At 54.0% G+C, this 25,471-nt stretch carries 24 protein-coding genes; 23 read left to right on the top strand and 1 reads right to left on the bottom strand.

Annotated features, from left to right (window positions below):
• The first annotated feature begins 9 nt into the window (after window positions 1-9).
• The 6 genes from nuoI to FKP33_RS17895 are packed head-to-tail and all read left to right on the top strand — an operon-like array spanning window position 10 to window position 6,375.
• Window positions 10-453, top strand: a complete 444-nt coding sequence (gene nuoI / locus FKP33_RS17870) for an NADH-quinone oxidoreductase subunit NuoI (protein WP_127609104.1) — start codon at window positions 10-12, stop codon at window positions 451-453.
• Window positions 454-978: an NADH-quinone oxidoreductase subunit J gene (locus tag FKP33_RS17875; RefSeq protein ID WP_127609103.1), complete on the top strand. Its 525-nt coding sequence runs from the start codon at window positions 454-456 to the stop codon at window positions 976-978.
• A gap of 2 nt (window positions 979-980) precedes the next feature.
• Window positions 981-1,298 (top strand): NADH-quinone oxidoreductase subunit NuoK, encoded by a 318-nt coding sequence (nuoK, locus tag FKP33_RS17880; RefSeq protein WP_054796279.1) that lies wholly within the window; start codon window positions 981-983, stop codon window positions 1,296-1,298.
• Window positions 1,299-1,342: 44 nt separating this feature from the next.
• A complete protein-coding gene (nuoL, locus tag FKP33_RS17885; protein WP_054796280.1) occupies window positions 1,343-3,235 on the top strand; it encodes an NADH-quinone oxidoreductase subunit L in 1,893 nt (630 codons plus the stop codon).
• Window positions 3,228-4,853, top strand: coding sequence for a complex I subunit 4 family protein (locus FKP33_RS17890; RefSeq protein ID WP_141335936.1), 1,626 nt, complete (start codon window positions 3,228-3,230; stop codon window positions 4,851-4,853). Before nuoL ends, FKP33_RS17890 begins: the two co-directional genes overlap by 8 nt.
• A gap of 4 nt (window positions 4,854-4,857) precedes the next feature.
• Window positions 4,858-6,375 (top strand): NADH-quinone oxidoreductase subunit N, encoded by a 1,518-nt coding sequence (locus tag FKP33_RS17895; RefSeq protein WP_127609100.1) that lies wholly within the window; start codon window positions 4,858-4,860, stop codon window positions 6,373-6,375.
• A gap of 126 nt (window positions 6,376-6,501) precedes the next feature.
• Here FKP33_RS17895 and FKP33_RS28560 read toward each other — a convergent pair whose 3' ends face one another.
• Window positions 6,502-6,723, bottom strand: coding sequence for a zinc-ribbon domain-containing protein (locus FKP33_RS28560; protein ID WP_372813644.1), 222 nt, complete (start codon window positions 6,721-6,723; stop codon window positions 6,502-6,504).
• 199 nt (window positions 6,724-6,922) lie between these two features.
• Here FKP33_RS28560 and FKP33_RS17900 point away from each other — a divergent pair, with 199 nt between their 5' ends.
• The 17 genes from FKP33_RS17900 (at window position 6,923) to FKP33_RS17980 (ending at window position 25,373) form a co-directional block, all read left to right on the top strand.
• On the top strand, window positions 6,923-9,439 hold the full coding sequence (locus FKP33_RS17900; protein WP_141335937.1) for a S8 family peptidase: 2,517 nt from the start codon (window positions 6,923-6,925) through the stop codon (window positions 9,437-9,439).
• Window positions 9,440-9,585: 146 nt separating this feature from the next.
• Window positions 9,586-9,837, top strand: coding sequence for a DUF1146 family protein (locus FKP33_RS17905; protein WP_054796281.1), 252 nt, complete (start codon window positions 9,586-9,588; stop codon window positions 9,835-9,837).
• Between the two features lie 136 nt (window positions 9,838-9,973).
• A complete protein-coding gene (gene murA / locus FKP33_RS17910) occupies window positions 9,974-11,308 on the top strand; it encodes a UDP-N-acetylglucosamine 1-carboxyvinyltransferase (RefSeq protein ID WP_127609029.1) in 1,335 nt (444 codons plus the stop codon).
• Between the two features lie 222 nt (window positions 11,309-11,530).
• Window positions 11,531-12,592 (top strand): stage II sporulation protein D, encoded by a 1,062-nt coding sequence (gene spoIID / locus FKP33_RS17915; RefSeq protein ID WP_141335962.1) that lies wholly within the window; start codon window positions 11,531-11,533, stop codon window positions 12,590-12,592.
• Between the two features lie 66 nt (window positions 12,593-12,658).
• On the top strand, window positions 12,659-13,390 hold the full coding sequence (locus FKP33_RS17920; protein WP_127609031.1) for a M23 family metallopeptidase: 732 nt from the start codon (window positions 12,659-12,661) through the stop codon (window positions 13,388-13,390).
• 181 nt (window positions 13,391-13,571) lie between these two features.
• Window positions 13,572-13,859 (top strand): sporulation transcriptional regulator SpoIIID, encoded by a 288-nt coding sequence (spoIIID, locus tag FKP33_RS17925; protein WP_054796282.1) that lies wholly within the window; start codon window positions 13,572-13,574, stop codon window positions 13,857-13,859.
• A gap of 228 nt (window positions 13,860-14,087) precedes the next feature.
• Window positions 14,088-15,086 (top strand): rod shape-determining protein, encoded by a 999-nt coding sequence (gene mreB, locus FKP33_RS17930; protein ID WP_127609032.1) that lies wholly within the window; start codon window positions 14,088-14,090, stop codon window positions 15,084-15,086.
• A gap of 16 nt (window positions 15,087-15,102) precedes the next feature.
• The gene (locus FKP33_RS17935; RefSeq protein WP_127609033.1) at window positions 15,103-16,002 is read left to right on the top strand and encodes a flagellar hook-basal body protein; all 900 of its coding nucleotides are present in this window, start codon (window positions 15,103-15,105) and stop codon (window positions 16,000-16,002) included.
• Between the two features lie 68 nt (window positions 16,003-16,070).
• A complete protein-coding gene (locus FKP33_RS17940) occupies window positions 16,071-16,943 on the top strand; it encodes a flagellar hook-basal body protein (protein ID WP_054796283.1) in 873 nt (290 codons plus the stop codon).
• 127 nt (window positions 16,944-17,070) lie between these two features.
• Window positions 17,071-17,190 carry a DNA-directed RNA polymerase subunit beta gene (locus tag FKP33_RS28565; protein ID WP_373423915.1) on the top strand — a complete coding sequence of 40 codons (120 nt, stop codon included), beginning with the start codon at window positions 17,071-17,073 and terminating at the stop codon, window positions 17,188-17,190.
• Between the two features lie 117 nt (window positions 17,191-17,307).
• A complete protein-coding gene (locus FKP33_RS17950; protein ID WP_141335939.1) occupies window positions 17,308-17,829 on the top strand; it encodes a CDP-alcohol phosphatidyltransferase family protein in 522 nt (173 codons plus the stop codon).
• A gap of 184 nt (window positions 17,830-18,013) precedes the next feature.
• Window positions 18,014-18,445: a 3-hydroxyacyl-ACP dehydratase FabZ gene (gene fabZ / locus FKP33_RS17955; RefSeq protein ID WP_054796284.1), complete on the top strand. Its 432-nt coding sequence runs from the start codon at window positions 18,014-18,016 to the stop codon at window positions 18,443-18,445.
• A gap of 54 nt (window positions 18,446-18,499) precedes the next feature.
• Window positions 18,500-20,209 (top strand): phospho-sugar mutase, encoded by a 1,710-nt coding sequence (locus FKP33_RS17960; protein WP_141335940.1) that lies wholly within the window; start codon window positions 18,500-18,502, stop codon window positions 20,207-20,209.
• Between the two features lie 21 nt (window positions 20,210-20,230).
• Complete coding sequence (locus FKP33_RS17965; RefSeq protein ID WP_141335941.1) at window positions 20,231-22,291, top strand: DUF5693 family protein; 2,061 nt, start codon at window positions 20,231-20,233, stop codon at window positions 22,289-22,291.
• The gene (gene csaB, locus FKP33_RS17970) at window positions 22,264-23,394 is read left to right on the top strand and encodes a polysaccharide pyruvyl transferase CsaB (protein ID WP_141335942.1); all 1,131 of its coding nucleotides are present in this window, start codon (window positions 22,264-22,266) and stop codon (window positions 23,392-23,394) included. The genes FKP33_RS17965 and csaB overlap by 28 nt, the downstream gene beginning before the upstream one ends.
• Window positions 23,391-24,134, top strand: a complete 744-nt coding sequence (locus FKP33_RS17975) for a WecB/TagA/CpsF family glycosyltransferase (RefSeq protein WP_141335943.1) — start codon at window positions 23,391-23,393, stop codon at window positions 24,132-24,134. The genes csaB and FKP33_RS17975 overlap by 4 nt, the downstream gene beginning before the upstream one ends.
• 126 nt (window positions 24,135-24,260) lie before the next feature.
• The gene (locus FKP33_RS17980; protein WP_141335944.1) at window positions 24,261-25,373 is read left to right on the top strand and encodes a glycosyltransferase family 4 protein; all 1,113 of its coding nucleotides are present in this window, start codon (window positions 24,261-24,263) and stop codon (window positions 25,371-25,373) included.
• Window positions 25,374-25,471: the final 98 nt, after the last annotated feature.

Raw genomic sequence — 25,471 nt, forward strand, 5'->3', positions numbered from 1 at the left:
GAATGTGAAATGAAAGGCATTGTAAAAGGCCTGGGCGTAACGTTGAAGAGCTTGACGCAGAAGAAAATCACGTACGCCTATCCGGACGTCCCGCTCGAAATGCCGGACCGGTTTCGAGGCATCCAGCACTTCGATCCGGAGAAATGTATCGTCTGCAATCAATGTGCGCGCATTTGTCCGACCGAGTGCATCAATCTGGTAGGTAAACCGAATCCCGACCCCGAGAAAAAAGGCAAGGTCATCGACACCTACGATATTAATTTTGAAATTTGCATCCTGTGCGATCTGTGTACCGAGGTTTGTCCGACGGAAGCGATCGTCATGACGAACAACTTCGAGCTGAGCACATACAGCCGCGACGATTTGTTCAAAAACCTGGAGTGGTTGAACGATAACAATTCGAACATACGTAAAGAAAATAACTCCGCGATGCCGAAGGGCGGTGCGAAGTAAATGCTATCCAACGTCGTGACTTTTTTATCCAGCGGTGAAAACCTGGTGTTCTTCGTGTGTGCGCTGCTGGCCATCGGCGGAGCGATCTTCATGCTCAGCTACACGAAAGTGGTGCACATGGTATTGGCGCTCGCGTTAACCTTCGTTAGCTTGGCCGGCTTGTACGTCGTGCTGCAGGCGGAATTTGTGGCCGTGGTCCAAATTCTTATCTACGCCGGGGCCATCTCGATTTTGATGATCTTCGGAATTATGATGACCAAGCACCACAACGAAGAAGAGGAGCCGAAGCGCCCTTGGCATAACGGGCTGTTGTTCATCGGGGCTGCGGGGTTGTTCGGGATCATCTTCTACGTCATCCAACGGACGGAGCTGCCGACCGGCGAGTTCCCGAAGGTGGAAGACAATACGATGGAAATCGGGAAGCTGCTCTTTAACCTTCACGTTCTGCCGTTTGAATTGATGTCGCTGCTGCTGACGGTAGCCTTCATCGGTGCGATCATCGTGGCGAAGAGGGAGGAGGATTAAGCATGGGAGCCAGCGGCTTAGCCACCCCTTATTTAACGCTTGCGGCCATCTTGTTTTGCATCGGGCTTTACGGAGCGTTGTCCAAGAAAAATGCCGTCATCGTCTTGCTGTCCATCGAGCTGATGCTTAATGCGGTCAACTTGAATTTGGTCGCATTCTCCAAGTTCGGGGCTCAGCCAAGTTTGACCGGTCAAATTTTCTCACTGTTCAACATTACCGTTGCCGCAGCCGAAGCGGCCGTCGGCATCGCAATTTTGATTGCGCTCTACCGCAATAAGGGAACAACGGATGTTGGGGATATGGATTCGCTGAAGCGATAGCGCAGGTTTGCCGTCGGCAAACGCGTAGAGGAGGATTTAAGCTCATGATATCGGCTTACTCGCAATACGCCTGGCTCATCCCGTTGTTTCCGCTGCTGTCGTTTTTGATCTTAACGGCGGCAGGACGCTCGCTGCGGGAAGTAGGCGCCTATATTAGCATTGTAGCCGTGTTCGCTTCGTTCGTGTTGTCCGTGCTGGTCTTCATGGAACGGATCGGGGGACACCTTGAAGGTTACACGTGGAACAAGCTGCAATGGATTAAGCTCGGCGACGTCGTCTTGACGATGGGCTTCGAGGTGACGAATCTCAATTCGCTCATGCTCGTGATCGTGACGCTTGTCAGCTTACTCGTCAATATTTATTCCAAAGGCTACATGCACGACGACGAACGGATCAACGTGTTCTTCGCCTATATCGCGTTATTTACGTTTTCGATGCTGGGACTCGTCATTTCCGAGAATCTCGTACAGCTCTACATATTTTGGGAACTCGTCGGCGTTTGTTCCTTCCTGCTTGTCGGCTTCTGGTATTTCAAGCCGGAAGCGCGCGCAGCGGCGAAGAAGGCGTTCATCGTTACCCGCGTCGGCGATGTCGGATTATTCATTGGCATTCTGCTGCTGTTCTGGGCGATGCCGGATCATGCGCTCGATTTCACTTCGATCAGCAACGCCTTCTCAAGCGGAAAAATTTCCGAGGAAATAGCGACGTGGATTGCCATTCTGATTTTTATCGGTGCGATGGGGAAATCGGGGCAGTTCCCGCTGCATACGTGGCTGCCGGACGCGATGGAAGGTCCTACGCCGATCAGTGCGCTCATTCACGCCGCGACGATGGTAGCGGCCGGCGTTTACTTGGTGGCGCGTACTTTCGATATTTTCACGGCAGCGCCTGCGGCTCTTACCGTCGTAGCGGTGGTCGGGGCGTTTACGGCGATTTTCGCGGCGACGATCGGCACCGCGCAGAACGATATAAAACGTATTCTCGCTTACTCGACGGTCAGTCAGCTCGGGTACATGATGATGGCGCTTGGGATCGGAACGGCGGCGGCTTACACGGCGGGGATTTTCCACTTGTTCACGCATGCTTTCTTCAAAGCGCTGCTGTTCCTCGGAGCGGGCAGCGTCATCCATGCCGTGCATACGCAGGACATTCACGAGATGGGCGGCGTAGGCCGCAAAATGAAAATCACGGCTTGGACATTCGCCATCGGCGCTTTGGCGCTTAGCGGCATCGTGCCCTTGTCCGGCTTCTGGTCGAAGGACGCGATCTTGACGGAGGCGTATAACACCGGACATTACGGATTGCTGATTGTCGGGCTGGCGGCTGCCTTCTTCACGGCATTCTATATGTCGAGATTGTTCTTCCTGGTGTTTTTCGGCAAATCGAGAAACCCGCACCGTCATGACGTTCACGAATCGCCGGGGACGATGACATTCCCGCTGATCGTACTCGCCGTATTAGCCGTCGCAGCGGGCTTCGTGTTCACACCGTTTAACCCGTGGTTAGGCGGGTGGCTGACCGGTCATGAAGCAGAAGAGCATGCATCCGCGCTCGTTATGATTTTATCTAACGTCGTCGGCTTGTTGGGCATCGGCTTCGGTTACCTGGTGTTCGTGAAACGATCGATTTCTTCAGCGTCGTTCGTGTCCTCGGCGCCTTGGCTGTATAGGCTGCTGAACCGCAAATATTACATTGACGAACTGTATCAAGCCGTATGGGTACGTCCGCTGGGGGCGATCGGACAGGTGCTGAATCTGTTCGACGTATACGTGGTGGATGGGGTCGTGCGCTTATCGACTTATGCCGTAACGGGTCTTGGCCGCCTCGGTTCCCGCTTGCAGAACGGGCAAGTGCAAACGTACGGTCTTGCGACGTTGCTCGGTTTGCTCGTCCTGATGCTTGTGATCGCGGGAAGGAGGTTCATCAACTTTGGATAATTTCCCGATTTTGTCGTTGATTACGTTCTCGCCGCTCATCGGTGTGCTGATCCTGCTGTTCATGCCTAAGACGCAGGGCCAATGGATCAAAATTACGGCTATTGCCGTCACGCTTATTCCATTGATTTTGTCCGCATGGCTCTATGTGAAATTCAATTCGAATGTGGGCGGCATGCAGTTTAAAGAAGATCTGCCGTGGATTTCAATCCCGCTTGATAGAGAGACGCAGGGCTTAAGCCAAATGTCGGCCTACTTCCTGGAGTTCAAGTTCACGCTCGCGGTCGACGGGCTGTCGCTGCCGCTCGTGTTCCTGACGGCGCTTGTCTCCACGATGGCCGCTCTGGCTTCCGTGTACATCAAGAAGCGGTGGAAGTCGTACTTCATCTGGTTTCTGCTGCTCGAGATGGGGATGTTCGGCGTATTCATGGCGCAAGACCTGTTCTTGTTCTTCGCTTTCTTCGAATTGACGCTGGTGCCGATGTTCTTCCTGATCGGAATTTGGGGGTACATGGACCGCGAACGGGCGGCCAACAAGTTCCTCATCTATAACGGCCTCGGCTCGGCGATTATGATCATCGCCTTTCTCATCTTGGTCAGTACGGCTGGCTTCACGCAAACGGCGGTGGAGAACGGCGTTACGATTCACTACTCCGGCGATCTCAACGTAATCACGGAAAACTTGTTTCAAAATGCCGACTCTTATGTCAATCAGAGCGATCTGGAAGGCAACGTATTTTTCTTAAGCGATACGATGAAATGGGCGCTGTTCCTCATGCTGCTCGTGGCGTTCGGCATCAAGCTGCCGCTCTTCCCGTTCCATACCTGGATGCTCAAGGTACATACGGAGGCGCCCCCGTCGATCGTCATGATTCACTCCGGCCTCTTGCTGAAAATGGGGGCGTATGGTTTAATCCGCTTCGGCATCCTGCTGTTCCCGGATCAAGCGGTGGCCTGGGGAACCGTGCTCGCCGTGCTGGGAATCGTCAATATTTTGTACGGCGCGGTGCTCGCCTTCGTGCAGAAGGAATTCAAGCTTGTGTTGGCCTACTCGAGTATTAGCCATATGGGCATCGTGCTTCTCGGGATTGCCGCATTCAACACGATCGGCATGGAAGGCGCGATCTTCCAGCTCGTTTCGCACGGCTTGATCTCGGCGTTGATGTTCCTGATCGTCGGCAGCATCTATGAGCGCACCCGTACAACGAAGCTGGATGAGCTCGGCGGACTGGCGAAGTCGGTGCCGTTCATCTCCGGCATCCTGCTTGTATCGGGTATGGCGTCGCTCGGGCTGCCGGGGCTGTCCGGCTTTATCAGCGAGTTTCTTGCTTTTGTAGGGCTGTTTGAATCGCACCCCATCTTGACGGCTGTCGGAGCGCTCGGCATCATTCTGGCCGCCGTGTACGTGCTGCGCGGGGTGCTCGGCATCACCTACGGTCCGTCCCGGACCGAGCTGCCTGCGATGCGGGACGCACGTTTCATCGAGGCGATTCCAATGATTACGCTCGTGGCGTTTATTGTAGTGCTCGGGATTTACCCGAGCGTACTGAGCGAGCCGCTGCATCAAACCGTCGTCGGTTTCGATCAATTCATTCGCAGCGTAACGAAGATGGGGGGTTAGACCGGTGGAACCAATACGTCTTCAACTCCAAGATCTCGGTCTGCTGGCACCGGAGCTGACGCTTGTCGTCGCTGCCGTCATTCTGTCGCTGCTCGATTTGCTGCTGCCTCGTCAAGCCGGCCGAACGTGGCTCGGTTGGTTGTCGCTGATCAGCATTGCGATATCGGCCGTATTCGTCGTCCTGTATCAGTTGAATCCGGCGGAACCGAAGCAGCTGCTTCTCTACAGCTACCGGATCGATGATTTTGCCAGCATCATCAAGCTGGTGCTGCTTGTGGGCGCCGGACTTGTAACGTTCATGAGCATCGGCTCGGTTCGGGAAGAGGAAGTGCCGCATGTCGGCGAATACTATTACTTGCTGCTGCCGGCCACGATCGGCGGTATGATCATGGCTTCGTCCGGCGAATTGATTACGCTGTTCGTCGGCCTTGAGCTGCTTAGCATCACATCCTACATCCTGGTCGCGATGCGGAAGAAAAATTGGCTGACTAACGAAGCCGCCTTTAAATATATCGTGCTGGGCGGCATTTCGTCCGCGGTCATCTTGTACGGCATGTCGTTCCTCTATGGAATGACCGGTTCGACGGTGATCCCGCAGATTAGCAGCGTGCTGGAGCGGAGCGGAGAGACGCTGCAGCCGATGATTTACTTGAGCTTCTTCCTGCTGCTGGCGGGCTTCGGCTTTAAAGCAGCGGCAGCGCCGTTCCATATGTGGGCGCCGGACGTGTATCAGGGGTCTTTCACCCCGGTAACCGCATTCCTGGCCGTCGTCTCGAAAGCGGCCGCATTCGCGATCTTGTTCCGCGTCATGTATACTGTCTTCGCCTCGCCGGGCATCATGGGGACGCCGATTCACAGCGACTTTCTGCTGGGGATGATGGTGGTGGCGGCTGCGGCGATGATCGTCGGCAACTTCGTCGCGCTTCGCCAAACGAACTTGAAGCGCCTGCTCGCCTATTCAGGCATCGCTAACTCGGGCTACCTGCTTGTGCCGATCGCGGTTCAATTCTCGATCGTGCATTTCTCGAATTTTGCCGAATTTGTTTACTACCTGATCGCGTATCTGTTCATGAACATCGGGATGTTCGCCGTGTTGATGATCATCGAGCGCTCGACCGGAGAAGAAGATCTTAAAGGGTTCGCCGGCCTGTACTATCGCGCTCCGGGTATGGCGGTCGCCACCGTGCTGCTCGTCTTGTCCCTCGCGGGACTGCCGGTCTCGGCCGGCTTCTTCGGGAAGCTGTTCATCCTGCTGGGCGCGATGCAGACGCAGCATTACTGGCTGGGCGCGATCCTGATTGCGACGAGCGTCATTTCGTTCTACTACTATTTCGGCCTCATCCGCCAAATGTTCATGCGGAGCGACGACGCATCCGCACCGATTCGGCCGGCGCTTCCGCTGAGCATCACCATGTGGCTCTGCGCGGCCGCCAGCGTACTGCTCGGTCTGTTCCCGCAAGGCGTGCTGGCCTACATCGAGCAGATTTTCACGCTCACGCAAGATTTGTTTATGTTTAGTTAATAGCCGAGGGCTAAGCCCGCACTTCCGGAACGATCGTATCGATTCCGGGACTGCGGGCTTTTTTACGTACGTTTGAAGGGAGGAATGCGGGATGAAAAAGGAGCAGCGGAGGCTGCCCCAAATCGGTTAGCTGTATAGGAAGAAGAGTAGAACGAGGATGACGATCGCGATGAGGAGAATGTACACGTACCTGCCTTTGCGGGACGTTGTCGTATCATCGCTGTGGGGCCGAGAAGCTTCTGCCGCTTCGTTTGCCAGTGCTCCGCAGTACTTGCAGACCAGAGAACCTTCTTGCAGCTTTTCATTACAATGCGAACAAAAGGACACCGCCATCTGCATCACTCGCATTCATATGATTTATGGATTGCATAGCTAGCGTATGAAGGAACGGCCCCGGTAAATTCATATGTAAACTCGAACGGACAACCGGCCACGCATCTGAGGAACACGCGAAAAAAAATATCCAGTTGCACCCTCTAGCCATAACGCTTAGAATGGGATAATGAAGTGTGGCAGGTGAAAATCAGTACAAAGGATTTTGATGACGATGAACCCCAAAACGTTCAAACAAACCATGATCGCATCGTTCACAGGCCTTGCGATTTTCCTGACGTGCAGCGGGACGGTTTTTGCCGCTCAAGCGGACGACCCGTTCTTGACGAAGCAATCGAACCTGCAGCAAATTCATATGAGCGAAGCCTGGGACGTAACGCAAGAAAATACAGGCATGACGATTGCCATCGTCGATACAGGCGTCCAGTTGTCGCACCCGGATCTGAAGCCGAACCTGGTAGAAGGCGTCAATCTGATTCAGCCGTCGCTGCCGCCGGAAGATGATAACGGGCATGGGACGAACGTCGCCGGTATTATCGGCGCAGTCGGCAATAACGACCGCGGAGTCGCAGGCATGCTGTGGAAAACCCGCATGATGCCGATTAAGGCGCTCGAGGCGGATGGCTCGGGAGACGAGCAGAAGCTGGGTGAAGGAATCCGCTATGCCGTTGATCACGGGGCCAAAATCGTCGTGCTTTCCTTAGGGCTGAATAAATATTCGGCTTATTTAAGCGATATCGTCAAGTATGCGGAGGAGCGGGATGTGCTGCTGGTAGCCGCAACCGGAAACGAAGGTAACCGGGTTAAATATCCGGCTGCTTATCCGACAGTGCTCGCCGTAGGGGGAGTGACCGAGAACGGACAGATCGACCCCAGATCGAATACCGGTCTCGAAATCGACGTTGTGGCGCCGTGGAACGTATTTACGACGGGGCTCGGCGGCTCTTATGAGAACAAAGACGGCACCTCCATGGCTGCGCCGCAGGTGGCGGCAGCGGCAGCGCTTATCTGGGGGCGGAATCCGGAGATGAAGGCTTACCAAATTCGGCAGTGGATTCGTCAAACCGCCGATGATTTGGACGCCAGCGGGTGGGATTCCTCGACCGGGTACGGCAGTTTGCGCGTCGATCGGTTGTTGACCGAACCATTTTCCCTCGACATGTACGAACCGAATCAACGCAAGGATCAGGCGAAATCGATCTCTATCAGCAAAAAGACGGCTGCCGCCTTCGCCGGAGGATCGGATACCGATTGGTATTATATGGACGCGCCCTATGACGGGACGGTTAATGTTACCTTTGATATCGATCCGGGGCAGACGGTTAACATCCAGCACACGGACGCTTCCGGCGTCCTTACGAGCAAGTCGGCGCAGAACGGACAGACCGTTCCTTTTAAGGTGACGAAAGGACGCAGTTACATACAGCTTCAATTGAAAGATCGCAGTTTCAGTTCCATGGTTCCGTACCAATGGACCACTTCCTTCGAAACGTACCGCGATCCTTTTGAAGATAACGATAAACAGTATAAAGCCTATGTGCTCCCGGCCCGAAGTCAAACGATCAAAGGCACGTTCCATCAGTACCACGATGCCGATTGGTTTGAAATTCCGGTCGAGCAGTCCGGCTCTATTCGAGTGACGTTGTCGACCGATACGGCGCGGATCGACCCGGTCTTATTGGTGCAGAGACAAGGCGAGAGGTCGGTGACGGTAGATTCGGGCGACGACGGCGTGACGGAAAGCTACGAATTGTCGGAGGTGTTCCCGGGCAGCTACTATATCCGCGTAACGAACGTGAAGGAATACGAAAATCCGATCGTAGGCGAGTATACGCTGAAAATCGAGTACAATGCGAAGCTGATCGATCCGAATGAGCCGAATAACCGTTCCTATCAGGCGACGGCTGTTTCGCTCGGTATGCCATACAACGGCTTGCTCGATAAATCGAACGATATCGATTGGTATCAGTTCCGCATCGAAGAGGACAGCTATGTGCAGATCGTCGTCAGCGAAATTCCGTCGCAGGTCCAAATCTACATGACTTTATTCGACGGTACGTTGAAATCAATGGCCGGCTCGATGAACGACTTTGCGGATAACCAGAAATTATCCGGGCGCTTTGATCCCGGCACTTACTACGTGAAGCTCACTTCGAATCAACCGTTCGACAATCGGATGTATCAGCTGCTGGTCGATAGCAAGCCGCTCACTGGCGGGTATAGCGATATTCGCGGACATTGGGGGCAAGAGGCGATTGTCCGATTAACAAACCGCCAAATCATTAACGGTTATGATAATTACACGTTTCAACCGGATCGCCCGATTACACGAGCGGAAGCGACGGCCGTGCTGTCACGCGCGTTTCAACTGAATAAACTGCGGAGCATTGCGTATTCGGACTTAAGCAGCACGCATTGGGCTTACACTTATATCGCCCAAGCGGCGCAGGCCGGCGTGATCGAAGGCTACCCCGACCGTACGTTCGGGCCGGATCAACCCGTTACCCGGATGGAGATGACGGCGATGCTTGCGCGCAGCCTGAACAAGAGCGGCAAGCTCCGGGGACAGGCGCCTTTTTCCGATATCGAAGAAAATTATTGGGGCGCAGGTCTGTTGAAGCAGATGAAGGCGGAAGGTCTGGTCGGCGGCTACGACGATGGTACATTCCGGCCCGATCAACAAGCGACGCGAGCCGAATTCGTTCAGTTGCTTGCAGGGGCATTGCCGTAAGAGCGTGACGGCCCGGTTAACATGTGGTTCCAAAGACCGATTAATCCTGCAAGCTCCGGGGTAAACATGCATGTAGAGACTCACTGTCAACCGATGAAGCAAATACGGGATGGTGAAGAGAACGAGAAAGCGAGCGTGGATTTCCAATGGACTATGTAGATCAAATGAACGCCTCCATCGGTATGAAGGGCATGCTGAATATTGTGCTTGTGCTTGTGTTAATCGGCGTTTCCTGGTGGTCACTGCAGGAATTGAAGCTTGATAGCTTGTTTAAGCGGCCTCGAAGCATGCAGGCCAAATTGCTGCAAATTTTGCTCTCCGTCGCGCTCGGTTATCAGGTTGCGCAGTTCGTGATCGATTACTTGGCCTGGTCGACGTGGTTCTCCGGAATCTTTTGAAATCCCGGGTATTCGAATAACCAAGGAGAATCTTGTCAACAATGGATAGTACAACCGTATTAAAATCAACCTTCGTCACGAATGCTATCGTGATCGATAAACGAAAACGTACAATGATACGCGGAGGGGGATCCAGATGAGCAAAATTATCGTCCGCGGCGGCAAGAAATTATCAGGCAGAGTGCGAATTCACGGCGCCAAGAATGCCGTGCTGCCGATTATCGCAGCCTCTTTACTGGGAATGGAAGGGGAGAGCGTCATCCATGATGCGCCTCCTTTGGATGACGTCTTGGTGATCAATAAGGTGCTTGAGAGTTTGGGCGTTGAAGTTGAATATAAACAGGAATCCATTCGCATCAATGCCGTCCGTCTTCAAACGTGTGAAGCTTCATATGAACTGGTGCGTAAAATGCGCGCTTCCTTCCTCGTCATGGGGCCGCTGCTGGCGCGGATGGGCCAAGCAAGAATTTCGCTGCCCGGCGGCTGCGCGATCGGAACCAGGCCGATCGATCAGCATCTGAAAGGATTCGAGGCCATGGGTGCGGAGATCGAGCTCGGCCAAGGGTACATTGAAGCGCGGATTAACGGCAGACTGAAGGGCGCGAAAATTTACTTGGACGTTGCGAGCGTTGGGGCGACCGAGAACATCATGATGGCGGCCACGCTTGCCGAAGGCACGACGCTGATCGAGAATGCGGCCAAGGAGCCTGAAATTGTAGACCTCGCCAATTACTTGAACGCCATGGGGGCCACGATTCGGGGAGCCGGAACGGGAACCATTCGCATCGACGGCGTTGAACGGCTGAGAGGTGCTGTTCATACGGTCATTCCGGATCGGATCGAAGCAGGTACATATATGATTGCTGCCGCAATCACGAACAGCGACTTATACATTGAAGGCGCGATTGGCGATCATCTGCGCCCGGTTATCTCCAAGATGCAGGAAATGGGCGTTCAAATCGATGAAGACGAGAACGGGCTGCGCGTGTACACCACCGATCGGCCGCTTCGTGCAGTGGACGTGAAGACGCTGCCGTACCCGGGATTCCCGACCGACATGCAGTCGCAAATGATGGCGCTATTGTTAACCGCAGACGGTACCAGCCTCGTAACGGAAACGGTGTTCGAAAACCGCTTCATGCACGTGGAGCAGATGACGAACATGAACGCGCAGATTAAGGTAGAGGGCCGGACTGCCGTCGTTAGCGGCGGTGTGAAACTGCAGGGCGCGAAAGTATGCGCCACCGACCTGCGCGCCGGAGCGGCATTGATACTGGCGGCGCTGGCCGCCGAAGGCGATACCGAGATTACAGGCATTCACCATATCGACCGCGGGTATGTCGAGATTGCGGAGAAGCTCTCCCGGCTCGGGGCGGATATTAAACGGATGCCTATCGAATTGCCGGAAACGGAAAAGCAAAGGGAGCCTGATACCCTGCCGTTGTTTGTGGTGCAGCCGACTTTGGCTTGACCTATATTCATGACTGACGCGTGAACCGATTCTTTCAGGAAGAATCGGTTTTTTGCTGTGTCTGGGGGCGCTGTGCCGGCAGCTTTCCGGCCTTGAATCTTTCAATTCGCATGTGCGGAGGCGTCTCTTTCTTTAGGGTTCTATTCTATCTTTTGGCCTCATAAAATGAAAATACCTGCAGCACGGTTTAAGATGCAACAGAGGACGGAGGAGCGCGAGCCGATGATGAAGTACAAGCTTTCACGCACGCAGTCGAAATGGGCCCGCTGGTTCGCTTTGTGGTTGGCAGGGTTTTTATCTGTCATCGTGATCGTTCCTTGGCTGTTTGTACATACGCCCGGGGTAAAGCATGAATCGTCCCAAGCGGTCCGCCATGAAGGGAGCCCGCCCTCAGCTGAAGAAGCGGCCTCGATGCGGATTCCCGTCTACGTCAGCAGCAAACAAATGACCGATCGCATCGCGCTGGAAACTTACGTGCTTGGAGTTGTTGCCGCCGAGATGCCTGTCGAGTTCGAGCTGGAAGCGCTGAAGGCGCAGGCGATGGCTGCGCGCACGTATATCGTCCGCAGGGTGTTGAGCGGAGACAGGATCGAGGTCCCCGGCTCGGAGGCGGTGGTTACCGATACGACGGCGCATCAGGCCTATGTAAACGACGAGGAGCTAAGGCGCCGATGGGAGCCGGAGCTATATGCGACGAATATGGCCAAGCTGAGGCGGTCGGTCGAGGAGACGAAGGATATCGTGCTTACGTATGAGGGCCAGCCGATCGATGCGAGCTTCTTCTCTACCAGCAACGGGTACACGGAAAACTCGGAGGATTATTGGAACTTGAAATTGCCTTACCTGCGCAGCGTGGCGAGTCCTTGGGATGCGCAGCTATCGCCGCGCTACAAGGAAACCGTGACGTTCACGGCCCGCGAGCTGCAGCGCAAGCTGGGACTCCCGGCAGCCGTACCGGTAACCGCCGGCGCGAAGACAGGGCTGAAAGTGATGGAGCGTAGCGCTGGTCATCGGATCAAGCGCCTGACTGTGGGCGGCAAATCTTTCACTGGCCGCGAGTTTCGCGAGAAACTAGGCTTGAACTCCAGCCAGTTCCAATGGAGCTATGCGAACGGGACATGGACATTTGTTACGTTCGGTTACGGTCACGGGGTCGGCATGAGCCAGTGGGGCGCCAACGGCATGGCGCGAGAAGGGCGGAAAGCGGAGGAGATCGTGAAGTATTTCTATACCGGCATCGACTTCGGCAAGGCCTCTACCTTATTGAAAGGAAAAAGTTTGTAAAAAGCTAGGTTTAGCCGCGTATAAATCTCGCAAATCCGGCAAGACTGGTTAGCGAGGTGATAATAGATGAATGATCAAAAGAAAGATGTACAAAAACAAGAAGCTCCTAAAACTATCGAAGGAGCGCAAGGCGGCAATACCTCATCCTGGAAAAGATTGCTCGGCAAAAAGTGGGTGTTTCCAGCAACGTACATGGCAGCAGCGGCAATCATCTTAACGTTAATGTGGGTGTACCAGGGTGCGGGCACGTTTAACTCCGACACCACGGTAGGGACTGACCCCGCAAAGACCGGGACCGTTACGGATAACGTATCCGGTTCTGACGCTGTCGCTACATCCGCAAAGCAGGAAACGTTGCAATGGCCGTTTAAAGACCGCAATGAGCTGGAAGTGATTCTCCCGTTCTTCGACAACAAAGCTTCGAACGAAGTGAGACAAGCGGCGATGGTGGAATACGGCGATACGTTCACTCCGCACATGGGAATGGATTTTGCCAAACATGACAACACAGCGTTTGACGTCATGGCCGTGATGAGCGGCAAGGTAACCGCGGTGCAGAAAGATCCGATCGTCGGCAACCTCATTGAGATTACGCACAGCAACGGTCTCGTATCGGTGTACCAAAGCCTGGCGGACGTGAAGGTCGCGAAAGACACGGAAGTGAAGAAAGGCGATGTCATCGCGATGGCGGGACGCAACGAACTTGAGAAAGAGCAAGGCGTACATCTTCACTTTGAGCTTCGCCAAGGTCAAGGCGGTCCGGCCTTGAATCCGGAGCAGCATATCGTTCAACCATAAGGAATGCAGGGGGACTTGAACCCCCTGCTTTTTTTTTTCGGAACGCTTGTCCGGGGGCTTCGCCGGCTCGTCCTTGAAAATAATTGTACATTCTAAGCTTGTCACAACCGTGAAACAAAGAATATAAGCGAACACCCCTCATATAATGTACCAAACTAACTCGAGTAGGGAGGCGAGGGGAGTGCACGATTACATCAAGGAGCGAACCATTAAGATCGGCCGTTGCCTGGTGGAAACCAAGCATACGGTTCGCACAATAGCTAAGGAGTTCGGTGTTTCCAAGAGCACGGTGCACAAGGATCTCACGGAGCGTCTGCCGGAAATCAATCCGGAGCTTGCCAATCAGGTCAAGCACATTCTGGAGTACCACAAGTCGATCCGTCACCTGCGCGGGGGAGAAGCGACGAAAATCAAGTATCGCAAAACGCGCAGCCCGAAATCGCAAGATAAGCTTGTGACGGTAAAGTAAACGCTCCCGGCGCGACGCGCCGAGGTGGGAAACCGCTGTACGGGCGAAGCCGAGTCACTGTCCTCTCTCCCGAACCAGCCCGCCCGTGAAGCGAGATTTGTCGAAAAACCATTTGCAAAAAAGAGGAATTTCCGATTTAACGTCGAAATTAATAGGAAACGTATATCATTCGTAGTGCCGCTTCTATTAATGAAGGATGGACGGTTGGTTAGGGAGGATAAGATTGGAATGTTAAGTAAGGATATCGGCATAGATCTGGGGACCGCTAACGTCCTGATTCATGTGAAAGGTCGGGGCGTGGTCCTGGATGAACCGTCCGTTGTCGCGATTGAAAGCGAGACAAAACGGGTGCTCGCCGTCGGCGAAGAGGCCCGCCGCATGGTGGGGCGGACGCCGGGTAACATCGTCGCTATTCGTCCGTTGAGAGACGGTGTTATCGCCGATTTCGAAATTACGGAAATGATGTTGAAGTACTTCATTCAAAAAGTTGGCGGAAGAAAGTGGTACAGCCATCCCCGCATTCTGATCTGCGCCCCGACGAACATTACGTCCGTCGAGCAGAAGGCCATACGGGAAGCTGCCGAGCGGAGCGGGGCGCGGGAGGTTTTTCTGGAGGAAGAACCCAAGGCTGCGGCGATCGGCGCCGGCATGGATATTTTTCAGCCGAGCGGCAACATGGTCGTCGATATCGGGGGAGGGACTACGGACGTCGCCGTGTTGTCTATGGGCGACATCGTCACCTCCTCCTCCATCAAGATCGCGGGGGACAAGTTCGACTCCTCCATCATGAAATATATTAAAAGCAAGTACAAGCTCCTGATCGGTGAACGGACAAGCGAGGATATCAAGATTAAGGTTGGAACGGTACATCCGGACGGCAAACGGGAAGAGATGGATATTCGCGGGCGGGATATGGTAAGCGGGCTGCCGTTGACCATTACCATCGACTCGAAGGAAATCCAAGAGGCGTTGTGGGAACCGGTATCCTCTATCGTAACGGCTGCGAAGACCGTATTGGAACGGACGCCGCCGGAGCTGTCGGCGGACATCATCGACCGTGGCGTCATCTTAACCGGCGGCGGGGCCATGCTGCATGGTATCGATCAATTGCTGGCGGACGAGCTCAAGGTCCCGGTTCTGATTGCCGAAGACCCGATGCACTGCGTCGTCAAAGGGACAGGCATCATGCTCGACAACCTGGATAAAGTAACCAAGCGTAAATTCTAGGGAGGTACGGACCCCGATGTTAAGAGGCTTGTATACCGCTGCTTCCGGCATGATCGCCCAGCAGCGCAAGCATGATATCGTGACGAACAACATCGCCAATATCAATACGCCAGGCTTTAAGGGTGGGACAGGTATCAACCGCTCTTTCCCCGAGCTGCTTATTGCTCGGGTGCGCAGCGGTAAGGACGAGCCCGGTTCAGCTACGGTCGGCCGGATCAACACCGGCGTCATGGCTGAAGAGAACGTCTCTCTTCATGCGCAAGGGGATGTGCAGGAGACGAATAATCCGTTCGATTTTGCGCTTGTTTCGAACATTGTAGTGCCCGGGGCCACGTTCGACAGCTCGGGTAAATATGTCGATGAGAACGGACAACGCATCATTCAACCGCAGGCGTTCTTCACGATTCTGAATGCCGAGGGAGAGGAACGGTACTCGCTGAACGGGAAGTTCTCGCTGGATGCGAACGGGCAAATGATCGATTCCGAGGGTCATCGGGTGCTTGGCCGCGACGGTCAGCCTATCGTGCTGGTAGAGCCGGGGACCCGGACCCCGATCACGAACTTTCGCGTCACGCAAACGGGCATATTTACGAACGTCGACGGACAACCCATTGCCGGGGAGAACGGAGACCCGATGGCGATGATGATTATGCGTATCGAGAATCCGAATGAACTGGTTCGCGAAGGGAACGGTCTGTATCGGTTAAGCAATCCCGATGAAGGCGGGTTCCGCCCGATAGATGCCGCCGACCAGGTCGAAGTGCGGCAAGGGTACGTGGAGCGTTCTAACGTCGACGCCGGTCAGTCCATGATCGACATGATGTCGGCATTGCGTGCGTATGAAGCGAACCAGAAGATGGTCCAATTTTATGATAAAAGCATGGAAAAAGCGGTTAACGAGATCGGGCGAATCTAGGATCCGCTGGACCTCCGCTTCCGGTTGGAGCCGGGCCTGACGCTTGATACGATTCAGGAGGATCACACATGAACAACTCGATGATTAATTCATCTGTTAGTATGCGTTCGATTCAGCAAAAGCTCGACTTGATCGCCAACAACATCGCCAACGTAAATACGACAGGCTATAAGCGCAAAGAAGCGTCCTTTCAGGACGTGCTTACTAGCGTGAAGCAGCAGCCCGGCAGCTTCCAGAAGGAAGGCCGTTTGACGCCGCTCGGCTATAATCAAGGCTGGGGGAGCAAGCTGGTTGAAGCGCATGTGAACATGGAGCAGGGCTCGCTGCAGGCGACGGACAACCCGCTGGATTTCGCGATCGAAGGCAATGGCTTGTTTGAGATCGCCGAGGTGACGCTCGATACGAATAACGTCCCGGTGACCACGACGCATTGGACGCGCAATGGGGCATTCGAAATTTCGCCTTCGATCGATCCTGAAGATCCGGACGGTTACTTGACGACCAAAGACGGGCATTACATCGTCGGCGCGGATAATAACCCGATTCGGGTGCCGAACAGCCACCGCATAGACGTTCAGCCGAATGGCGTAGTCTTGGCTTATAACGAAGTGGACAAGACCGCTATGCCGATCGAGATAGGACAGATCAAGACGGTTCGCGTCGTTCGCCCGCAGCTGCTTCAGCAAGTCGGCGATAACCTGTATGGCTTAGCGGCCGACATCACGCCTCAGCAGCGGGAGGAAATTTTACAGACGGTCACCGCAGATAACAACAACATCGACCCGATCACGGTACGGCAAGGATTTATTGAGCAATCCAATGTCCGGTTAGCGGACGAAATGACCGAGCTGCTGACGATTCAGCGCACCTTCACCTTGAATTCTCGCGCGGTGACCTCAGCGGATCAAATGACGAATCTGGCCAACAATTTGCGCGTATAAGGGCCATACGTAAAGTGAGGTAGGGCGCTTGAGCGATAACCGACAAAAGGCGACGCCCCCCACGAAACGATGGAAAAAAATAGTCATCGGCCTCATCCGATGGACTTGGATACCGATCGTATGCGTGGTGGCGCTTTTCATAGGACTTTCGATAGGGTATGTGTATATAGGCAAGCAGCCAATGAGCGAAGTGTTTGATTTGGCCACCTGGCGTCATTTGTTCGACCTGATTTTTGCTAGTACATAAAACGGCGTGATGATTACGAAGACTCCCGATATGGGAGTTTTATTTTTTAGGTGATAAAGGTATAATGAATGGAATGGGAACACCAAGGCCTGATTGCTCATAGGGGGAACGAGTGTTGTGTGGAATTTGCCCAATGTTTTGACGCTATCCCGCTTTCTGCTGATTCCCGTTTATTGGTTTGTATTTGAGGCTGGATTCGTCAAAAGCGCTTTTTTTGTGCTGCTCGCCGCCGGTTTGACCGATGTATTGGACGGGTATATCGCCCGGAAGAACAACCTCGTAACACCTATCGGGAGCATGCTCGATCCGCTGGCCGACAAGGCGATGCTGATTGCGGTGATTTTATCGCTCGTTCTGTCCCATATGATTTCATGGGAGGCGGCGTTGGCGATGTTTTTACGGGATGCGGGTATGATCATTGGATCGGCCGTCTCTCACTTCCGCGGGAAGAAGACGGTGCCGGCGAACGCAATGGGTAAGCTGACGACGGTATTGTACTACTTGGCCATCCTGATGATTGTCTTTGAGCTGCCGTATGCGCAAGCCTATTTGTGGTTTGTGATCGTCGTTTCCCTTGTAACCTCGATCATCTACATCCTGCAGTTCAACTTGTTAAATAAACGAAGCGTCAGCTCATGACATCGCTGCTTTTCAATATAAAGAGCTTATGTACGGGTTTGCTGCTTGCGCCGTAAACCTTAACATAAGCTCCCTTATATCAACCTTCATTACTGCAGATCATGAAGGGGACATGCGTTAGGGTATGTCGAACCTCGAATTATTATCCGAATGAACCGAAAATCGCTATGGAAGGAGCATCATCATGTTGAACGCCGAACAAGTGCAAGCTATTATTCCCCATCGGTACCCGTTCCTATTGGTAGATCGAATTTTGGAGGTCGAAGCCGGAGTTCGAGCTGTCGGTCTTAAGAACGTCACGATCAACGAACCGTTCTTTCAAGGTCATTTCCCGGGATATCCGGTCATGCCGGGCGTCCTTATTACGGAAGCGCTCGCTCAAGTCGGGGCTGTCGCCTTATTGCAAGCCGAAGCGAACCGAGGTAAAATCGGACTGCTTGCCGGCGTGGACGGCTTCCGTTTTCGGGATCAGGTGAAACCGGGGGACACGCTGCTGCTGGAGGTTGTCATTACCCGAATGAAGGGTGCGGTCGGCAAAGGGCAGGCAACCGCAAAGGTAGGGGATCGCGTGGTCGCGGAAGGTGAAATCATGTTCGCGCTAGCCGATAAAAATTGAGACCGATCATACTTTACATACATCGAATACATGGGTAGAGGGAGATGGGAGAACATGAGTACACAGACACGCGTACAGGAACAGTATGAATTGTGGTTGAACGATCAAGCGATTGACCAAGCAACGAAAGAGGAGCTTCGCTCCATTTCGGAAGACGCCAAAGAAATCGAAGATCGATTCTATCGCGATCTGGAGTTCGGAACTGGGGGACTTCGCGGTGTCATCGGTGCGGGAACGAACCGGATGAACGCGTACACGGTCGCTAGGGCTACGCAGGGGTTGGCGCAATTTTTGTTGAAGTCGGACGCGGCTGCGCCTTCGGTTGTGATTGCTTATGACTCCCGGAATCAATCACCGGAGTTTGCGCTTGAAGCGGCGAAAGTGCTGGCCGGCAACGGGATCAAAGCGTACGTGTTCGAATCGCTCCGTACGACGCCGGAGCTTTCGTTCGCGGTCCGGTACCTGAAGGCCGACGCCGGGATCGTTATTACGGCCAGCCACAACCCGCCGGAATATAACGGCTATAAAGTATACGGCAACGACGGAGGACAGCTCGTCCCTGATCAGGCGGAACAAGTGATTGCCGAGATTCGCGGCGTTCAATCTTTCGCCGACGTGCAGCGCTTGTCCAGAGCGGAAGCGGAAAGACAAGGTCTCCTTCGATGGATCGGCGACGACGTCGACGCGGCGTATATTCGCGCCGTTACGTCGGTTAGCCTGAATCCGGAGCTTGTGCAGCGGATCAGCGATGATTTCCGCATTGTCTTTACGCCACTGCATGGGGCGGGCAACCTGTCAGTGCGTGCGGCGCTGGCCACCATCGGATTCAGCCAAGTGCATGTGGTGTCTGAGCAGGAGCTGCCGGATGCGAACTTCTCCACCGTGAAATCGCCGAATCCGGAAGAGCGCGAAGCGTTCACGCTGGCCATCCGGGAAGCGAAGAAAATTAACGCCGACATTATTATCGGCACGGACCCGGACTGCGACCGGATGGGGGCCGTTGTGAAGGACGCGCAAGGCGAATATTTCGTCTTATCGGGCAACCAATCGGGTGCGATTATGGTCGATTACCTGCTGCGGAGCCTGCAAGAGCGAGGCGAGCTGCCGGCGAACGGCGTTGTCGTCAAAACCATCGTGACGAGCGAGATGGGTGCGGTTGTCGCGCAAAACTATGGTGCCCAAGTCGTAAACACGCTAACGGGATTCAAGTACATCGGCGAAAAAATGACGCAATACGAACGGACAGGCGAGGCGCAGTTCTTGTTCGGTTACGAGGAGAGCTACGGTTACCTCGCGGGTACGTATGCGCGCGATAAGGATGCGGTCATCGCGTCCATGCTGATTTGTGAAGCGGCCGCTTATTACAAGAGTCAAGGAAAGACGCTATACGACGTGCTGCAGGAGCTTTACGGCAAGTACGGTTATTTCTTGGAGAAATTGGAGTCCCGTACCTTGAAGGGTAAAGACGGCGTAGAGAAAATCCAGTCGATTATGCAGGATTGGCGCGCGAATGCACCGGTCGAGCTCAACGGACTGCAGGTCGTGAAGGTCGAGGACTTCTCTCAAGGGCTGTACGGGCTGCCGGTAGAGAACGTCCTGAAGTATACGCTCGAGGACGATTCCTGGTTTTGCCTGCGTCCGTCGGGGACCGAGCCGAAAATTAAAGTGTATTTCGCCGTTCGCGGAACTTCCGGCGAGGGCGCTGCGAGTGCCATTCAAGGTCTCGTTCAAACCGTAATGTCCCGCGTCGATCAATTTCATTGATATAATTTGGGAGCTGACAGCGTGAAGGAAAGGTATTTACGATTCAATCAACTGGCGATGAAAGGTTTGTGGTGGCTGGTCATCCTCGGGATGCTGGCCTCCCTTCCCGTGGCGTATGAACGACATCAGACGGAGCAGGGATCAGGACGAAATGTAGAAGTCGTCTTCGACTATCGGGATTTGCTTGAAATATCCGATACGCAGCCCGATCCCCGCAGGTTTATCGAAGAACAATTGAAGCTTCTTGGGCAGCATGGCGTTCGCTCGCTTGCGGTGTATGAATCGACATTGAACGAGCTGAAGCTGGGCCGCCGTATCGAAGTATTCTCTTCCCACGAAGCGACTGCGCTGACCCAAACGCCGATTTCTCCGAATGAGAATTTTACGTACATTTTATTCTCGGAGAAGGAATCGGTCGGGCAGCTGCAGCAAACCATCACGGAAGCGTTCAGTGCGCAGAATGTGAAGCTTCGTCCGTGGAGCTACAAGAATCAACCGGGCATGATCATTGAGATGGGCATGGAAGAAGCGCTCATGCAAACGATGGACCCGGACTTGACCACGATGAAGAAGTTGAAAGATCAAGGGTTCTCGTTAGTCGTTCGGATGTCGAATCGCCGGCCTTTCCAAACGAACCCGATGGACAAGCTGCTGGGCGAGCTTCAGAAGCTCGGCGTCAAGTGGTTTATCGTAGACGGGGATGCGGTTCCTGGCTTTGTCAGTGCGGAAGATACGGTGAATTTGGATAAAATGGGCGAGATGATGCGCAAACATCGCATCGGTTTAGCCGCCATTGAAATGCAGAAGACGCCGCAAAAGGGCTTTAATGGACTGGCGAAGCGTATTCATCACAATGTCGTTCGCCTGCACTCCTTTACAGAAACGGACTCGACCAAGCTGACCGAGAACATTACGCCGGAAGAGATGGACGGACGGATTCAAGGCGTAGCTGACCGGTTGGTCCTGGCTGTGAAGGATCGCAACATTCGCATGATCTTTCTAAATGCGCGAGCCGTGAAGAGTGCTGAGAAAGGCAAGATCGTCAATCCTCTGGATGCCATGTATCAGGCGCTCGACAGGCAAGAAGACGGCGCGCTTCCGCGCATAGAGGCCGCCGGGTATAAATTCGGAACGGCGCAGAGCTTCCAGCTCGTCCACTCGAGTTGGCAGACGGTGGCCAAGCTTCTCTTGTGGCTTGGAGCGGTCGCGCTTATTGCGCTTACGATATCGTATTTTATTCCGGAGATTGCCTTAGCGGTATTTGTGCTTGGCATGATCGGATCGGCCGGACTGTTCGTGCTGAGCTCAAGCTTGTTTGCACAAGCCTTGGCGCTGGGGGCCGGAACGTGTGCGTCTTCGCTGGCCATCATGTTCGCACTCCAAGCGGCCCGGCGCCGGCGGGAGAAGCCGGTAGGGTCGCGTCTGGGTTTTGCGATAGGACTGCTGCTGCGCTCGTCGCTTATCTCGGTTATCGGGCTGTTGTTTATCGTCGGCTTGCTTAACCAAATTACGTATATGCTTGTACTGGAACAATTCCGCGGAGTCAGCCTGCTTCATCTGGCGCCAATCGCTATCGTGGGCATTTACTGGCTGCTCTTCCTGGAACCGATGAATTACAGGGAACGAATCAAGCGGACTCGGGCACTGTTATCCAAACATATCAGCGTGCTGTGGATCATCGCCGCCGCGCTGGTGGCTGCGGCCGGATTTTATTACTTATCCCGGACCGGGAATGAAGGCCAGGCGTCGGCCTTCGAGCGATACTTCCGCTCGTTCCTGGAGAACACGCTGGGCGTGCGTCCGCGTACCAAGGAATTCCTGATCGCGCATCCGCTCTTCTTATTAGGCGCTTATTTAAGCTATAAATACAGGAACGCGTTGATTCTGATCATGATCGGAGTCATCGGACAAGCGTCGATCGTCGATACGTTCGCGCATCTGCATACACCGCTTGTCATTTCCTCCATCCGTGTCGTATACGGGCTTGCGTTCGGCACCTTGATCGGGCTCGTTCTGATCGCGGTTTGGGAGATTGTTGTAAGGAGTTGGCGTCGTTGGGTACCCCGGTTAAACGAATCGTAATATCCGGCTACTACGGATTTAACAACAGTGGCGACGAAGCGGTGCTTCAATCGATTTTGCTTGCTTTGCAGGAACAAGGAGAACGACAGGGTGTGCGCCTGACCCCTGTCGTTTTGTCCGTCAATCCGGAATGGACCTCGAACACATACGGCGTGGAAGCCGTCCACCGTATGAGGATTCGTGACGTCTGGGGGGCTTTGCGCAGCGCCGATGGACTCATTAGCGGCGGCGGAAGCTTGCTGCAGGATGAAACGAGTCCGAAGACGATCCCTTACTATATCGCCGTTATCCGACTGGCCCAGTGGCTGGGCAAACCTGTGTTTATTTACGCGCAAGGCATCGGACCGGTTCACCGCAAGCTGTTCTATGGCTGGATTCGTTCCGCTTTCCGGCGTTCCGAGGCGATCACCGTGCGGGATGAGGAGTCCAAAGCACTGCTTGGCCGAATGGGAATTAGCGCGTCCAGCGTCGATGTCGTACCGGATCCGGTTATGGGGCTGTCGCTTCGCGGCGGCGGGCAACCGACTGAAACCAGGTCGCTCGCTGCGAATCCTGTAATTGGCGTTTCCGTCCGATTCTGGAACGAAGACCGATCCGAGCTGCACGCGGCAGCGGATGCGCTTAGAACGGTGTTGGAGCGAAGCGGGGCCAGCATTCGTTTTCTGCCGTTCCATCTGCCGGCGGACGAACAAGCCTCCTTGTATGTGCAAGACCTTCTAGGGGAAATCTATAAACACCGGATTTCGGTTGTCCGGAATGTCACGCATCCGCAGGATATGCTGGCGGAAGTGGCCTCCTGCGACATACTTCTCGGTATGAGGCTGCACGCCTTGATTTATGCGGCAAGCCGGTCCGTCCCGATGGTCGGGCTGTCCTACGATCCGAAGATCGATCAGTTCCTGAATCGACTCGGTATGAAATCGGCCGCGAATACGAAACAACCGAACGCGGACGCTTTAGCCGCGGAGATGCTTCGCCTTTTATCGGAGCGCGAGGCCTGGCGGCGGGAGAAGCAGCCAGCGATCGAGCGCTTGAAACAAGAAGCCCAACGTCCGGCTGAACGAATCGCTGCATTTTATGCGAAAGGACGTGGGAACGTATGAGTTTTCCCAAAGTGACCATATTCGGCGTGCCGATCTCTAAGATGAATATGAAGGAAACGGTCGCCTACTTAACGAAGATCATTGAGACGGGCAAGCCGCATCAAATTATTACCGCGAATCCGATCATGGTCATGACCGCGCTGGAAGACCCGCGTTATATGACGATGATGAAGCAAGCCGAGCTTGTCGTTCCGGACGGAGCGGGCGTTGTATGGGCCGCAGGGTATGTGGGCAATCCGGTGGCTGAGCGCGTGGCGGGTTACGACCTGATGCATGAGCTCATGAAATTAGGCGAAACCCGCGGCTGGAAAGTATATATGGTCGGGGCTTCTCCGGATATTATAGAGGCGGCGGCCAATCGTTTGAAGCAGCTGTATCCGGCTCTGCAGTTGGTAGGCTTCAGGGACGGGTATTTTGGTGAAAAAGAGGACAGCCGCGTTATCGAGGCGATTCGGGCGCTCTCTCCCGACATCCTGCTCGTCGGACGTTCGGCGGATAAACAGGAGCCATGGATCGCGCAGCACAAAGAAGAGTTGGGCGTTCCGGTCATTATGGGCGTCGGCGGAAGCTTTGACGTCTTGTCCGGGAAGCTGAAGCGGGCGCCGGTCTTCTTCCAAAAGCTGCGCCTCGAATGGTTTTATCGCTTACTGCAGGAGCCGTGGCGGTACAAAAGGATGCTTGTTCTGCCGAAATTCGCTCTGAAAGTGATTCGCGAGAAGGAAACGGTGCAGAAACCTTGAATAAGCTATGAAAACATCCTGAAAACGCCCAAATTCACAAAAAATGCGTATGGAGTTTCTCCGGCCGCACGAGTATAATTTGAAGTGTTTGGGGTTTTCATAGAAAAAGGGGTTGTGACCATACAAATGACTTGGTTATACGTAATCGGTTTTGCCGTAGCTATGCTGATCGCGCTGCTGATGACACCGCTGGTGAAACGATTTGCCTTTTGGGTAGGAGCCGTCGATGCGCCGAATCACCGCAAGGTACATAGCCGTATCATGCCGCGTTTGGGCGGACTGGCGATTTTCATCGCATTCGTTGCCGCTTACTTCGTTGTATCGCCTGCGATGGACGCGCTGAAATCGGACGTCGTTTTTGGCCTATTGGTGGGTGGAGTGATCGTCGTCGTGATCGGAGCGTTGGACGACCGCTTTGATTTATCGCCAAAGCTTAAGCTGCTCGGACAAATTTTGGCCGCAAGCGTTGTCGTTTATTCCGGCGTTGTAATCGATCTTGTCAACGTGCCGTTCGGCGACGGTGTTATTTCGCTCGAATGGTTGGCGGTGCCGTTAACGATCTTCTGGATCGTTGGCGTGACCAATGCGATCAATCTCATCGACGGTCTGGACGGTTTGTCCGCCGGCGTATCGGGAATCGCAACCTGCACGATACTTGTACTCGCCTTGATGATGGGGAATGTGACCGTGGTCTTGCTGTGTGCGGTCTTGCTAGGAAGCATCGGGGGATTCTTGTTCTACAACTTCCATCCGGCAAAAATTTTCATGGGCGATTCCGGCGCGTTGTTCCTCGGGTTTACGCTAGCTACGTTGTCCGTTCTGGGCTTTAAGCAAGCGACGGTCGTTTCACTGCTTGTACCGATCATGATTCTTGGCGTGCCATTGTCCGATACGTTCTTTGCCATTATGCGTCGCTGGGTGAATAACCTGCCCATTTCTGTCGCGGACAAAAGTCATTTGCATCACTGCCTGCTGCAGTTAGGATTCAGTCATCGCTCAACGGTGCTGATCATTTACGGGATCTCCCTAGTGTTCGGAACGTCGGCGGTACTGCTTTCTTATATGTCCCAGCAGCAAACGCTGTGGGGAACGGTATTGCTCGTCACTGTGCTTCTGTGTATCTTGGTGTTAGGCGCGGAAGCGATAGGGATTATTAGTAAGACAAAGAAGCCGGTACTTCAGTTCTTGAACAAAGCCATGAAGACAATGCAATTGAATACGAAATCTCGAAATAATTAATTTTAATTCCTTAGCGAATCCCAGGCCTTCCGCGGCTTGGGATTTTTTTGTAGTTGGAATTTCAGCGCAAACCTAAATTTTTCTACTTCTTTAACCGA

The organism is Paenibacillus sp. tmac-D7, assembly GCF_006519665.1.
Taxonomy (GTDB): domain Bacteria; phylum Bacillota; class Bacilli; order Paenibacillales; family NBRC-103111; genus Paenibacillus_G; species Paenibacillus_G validus.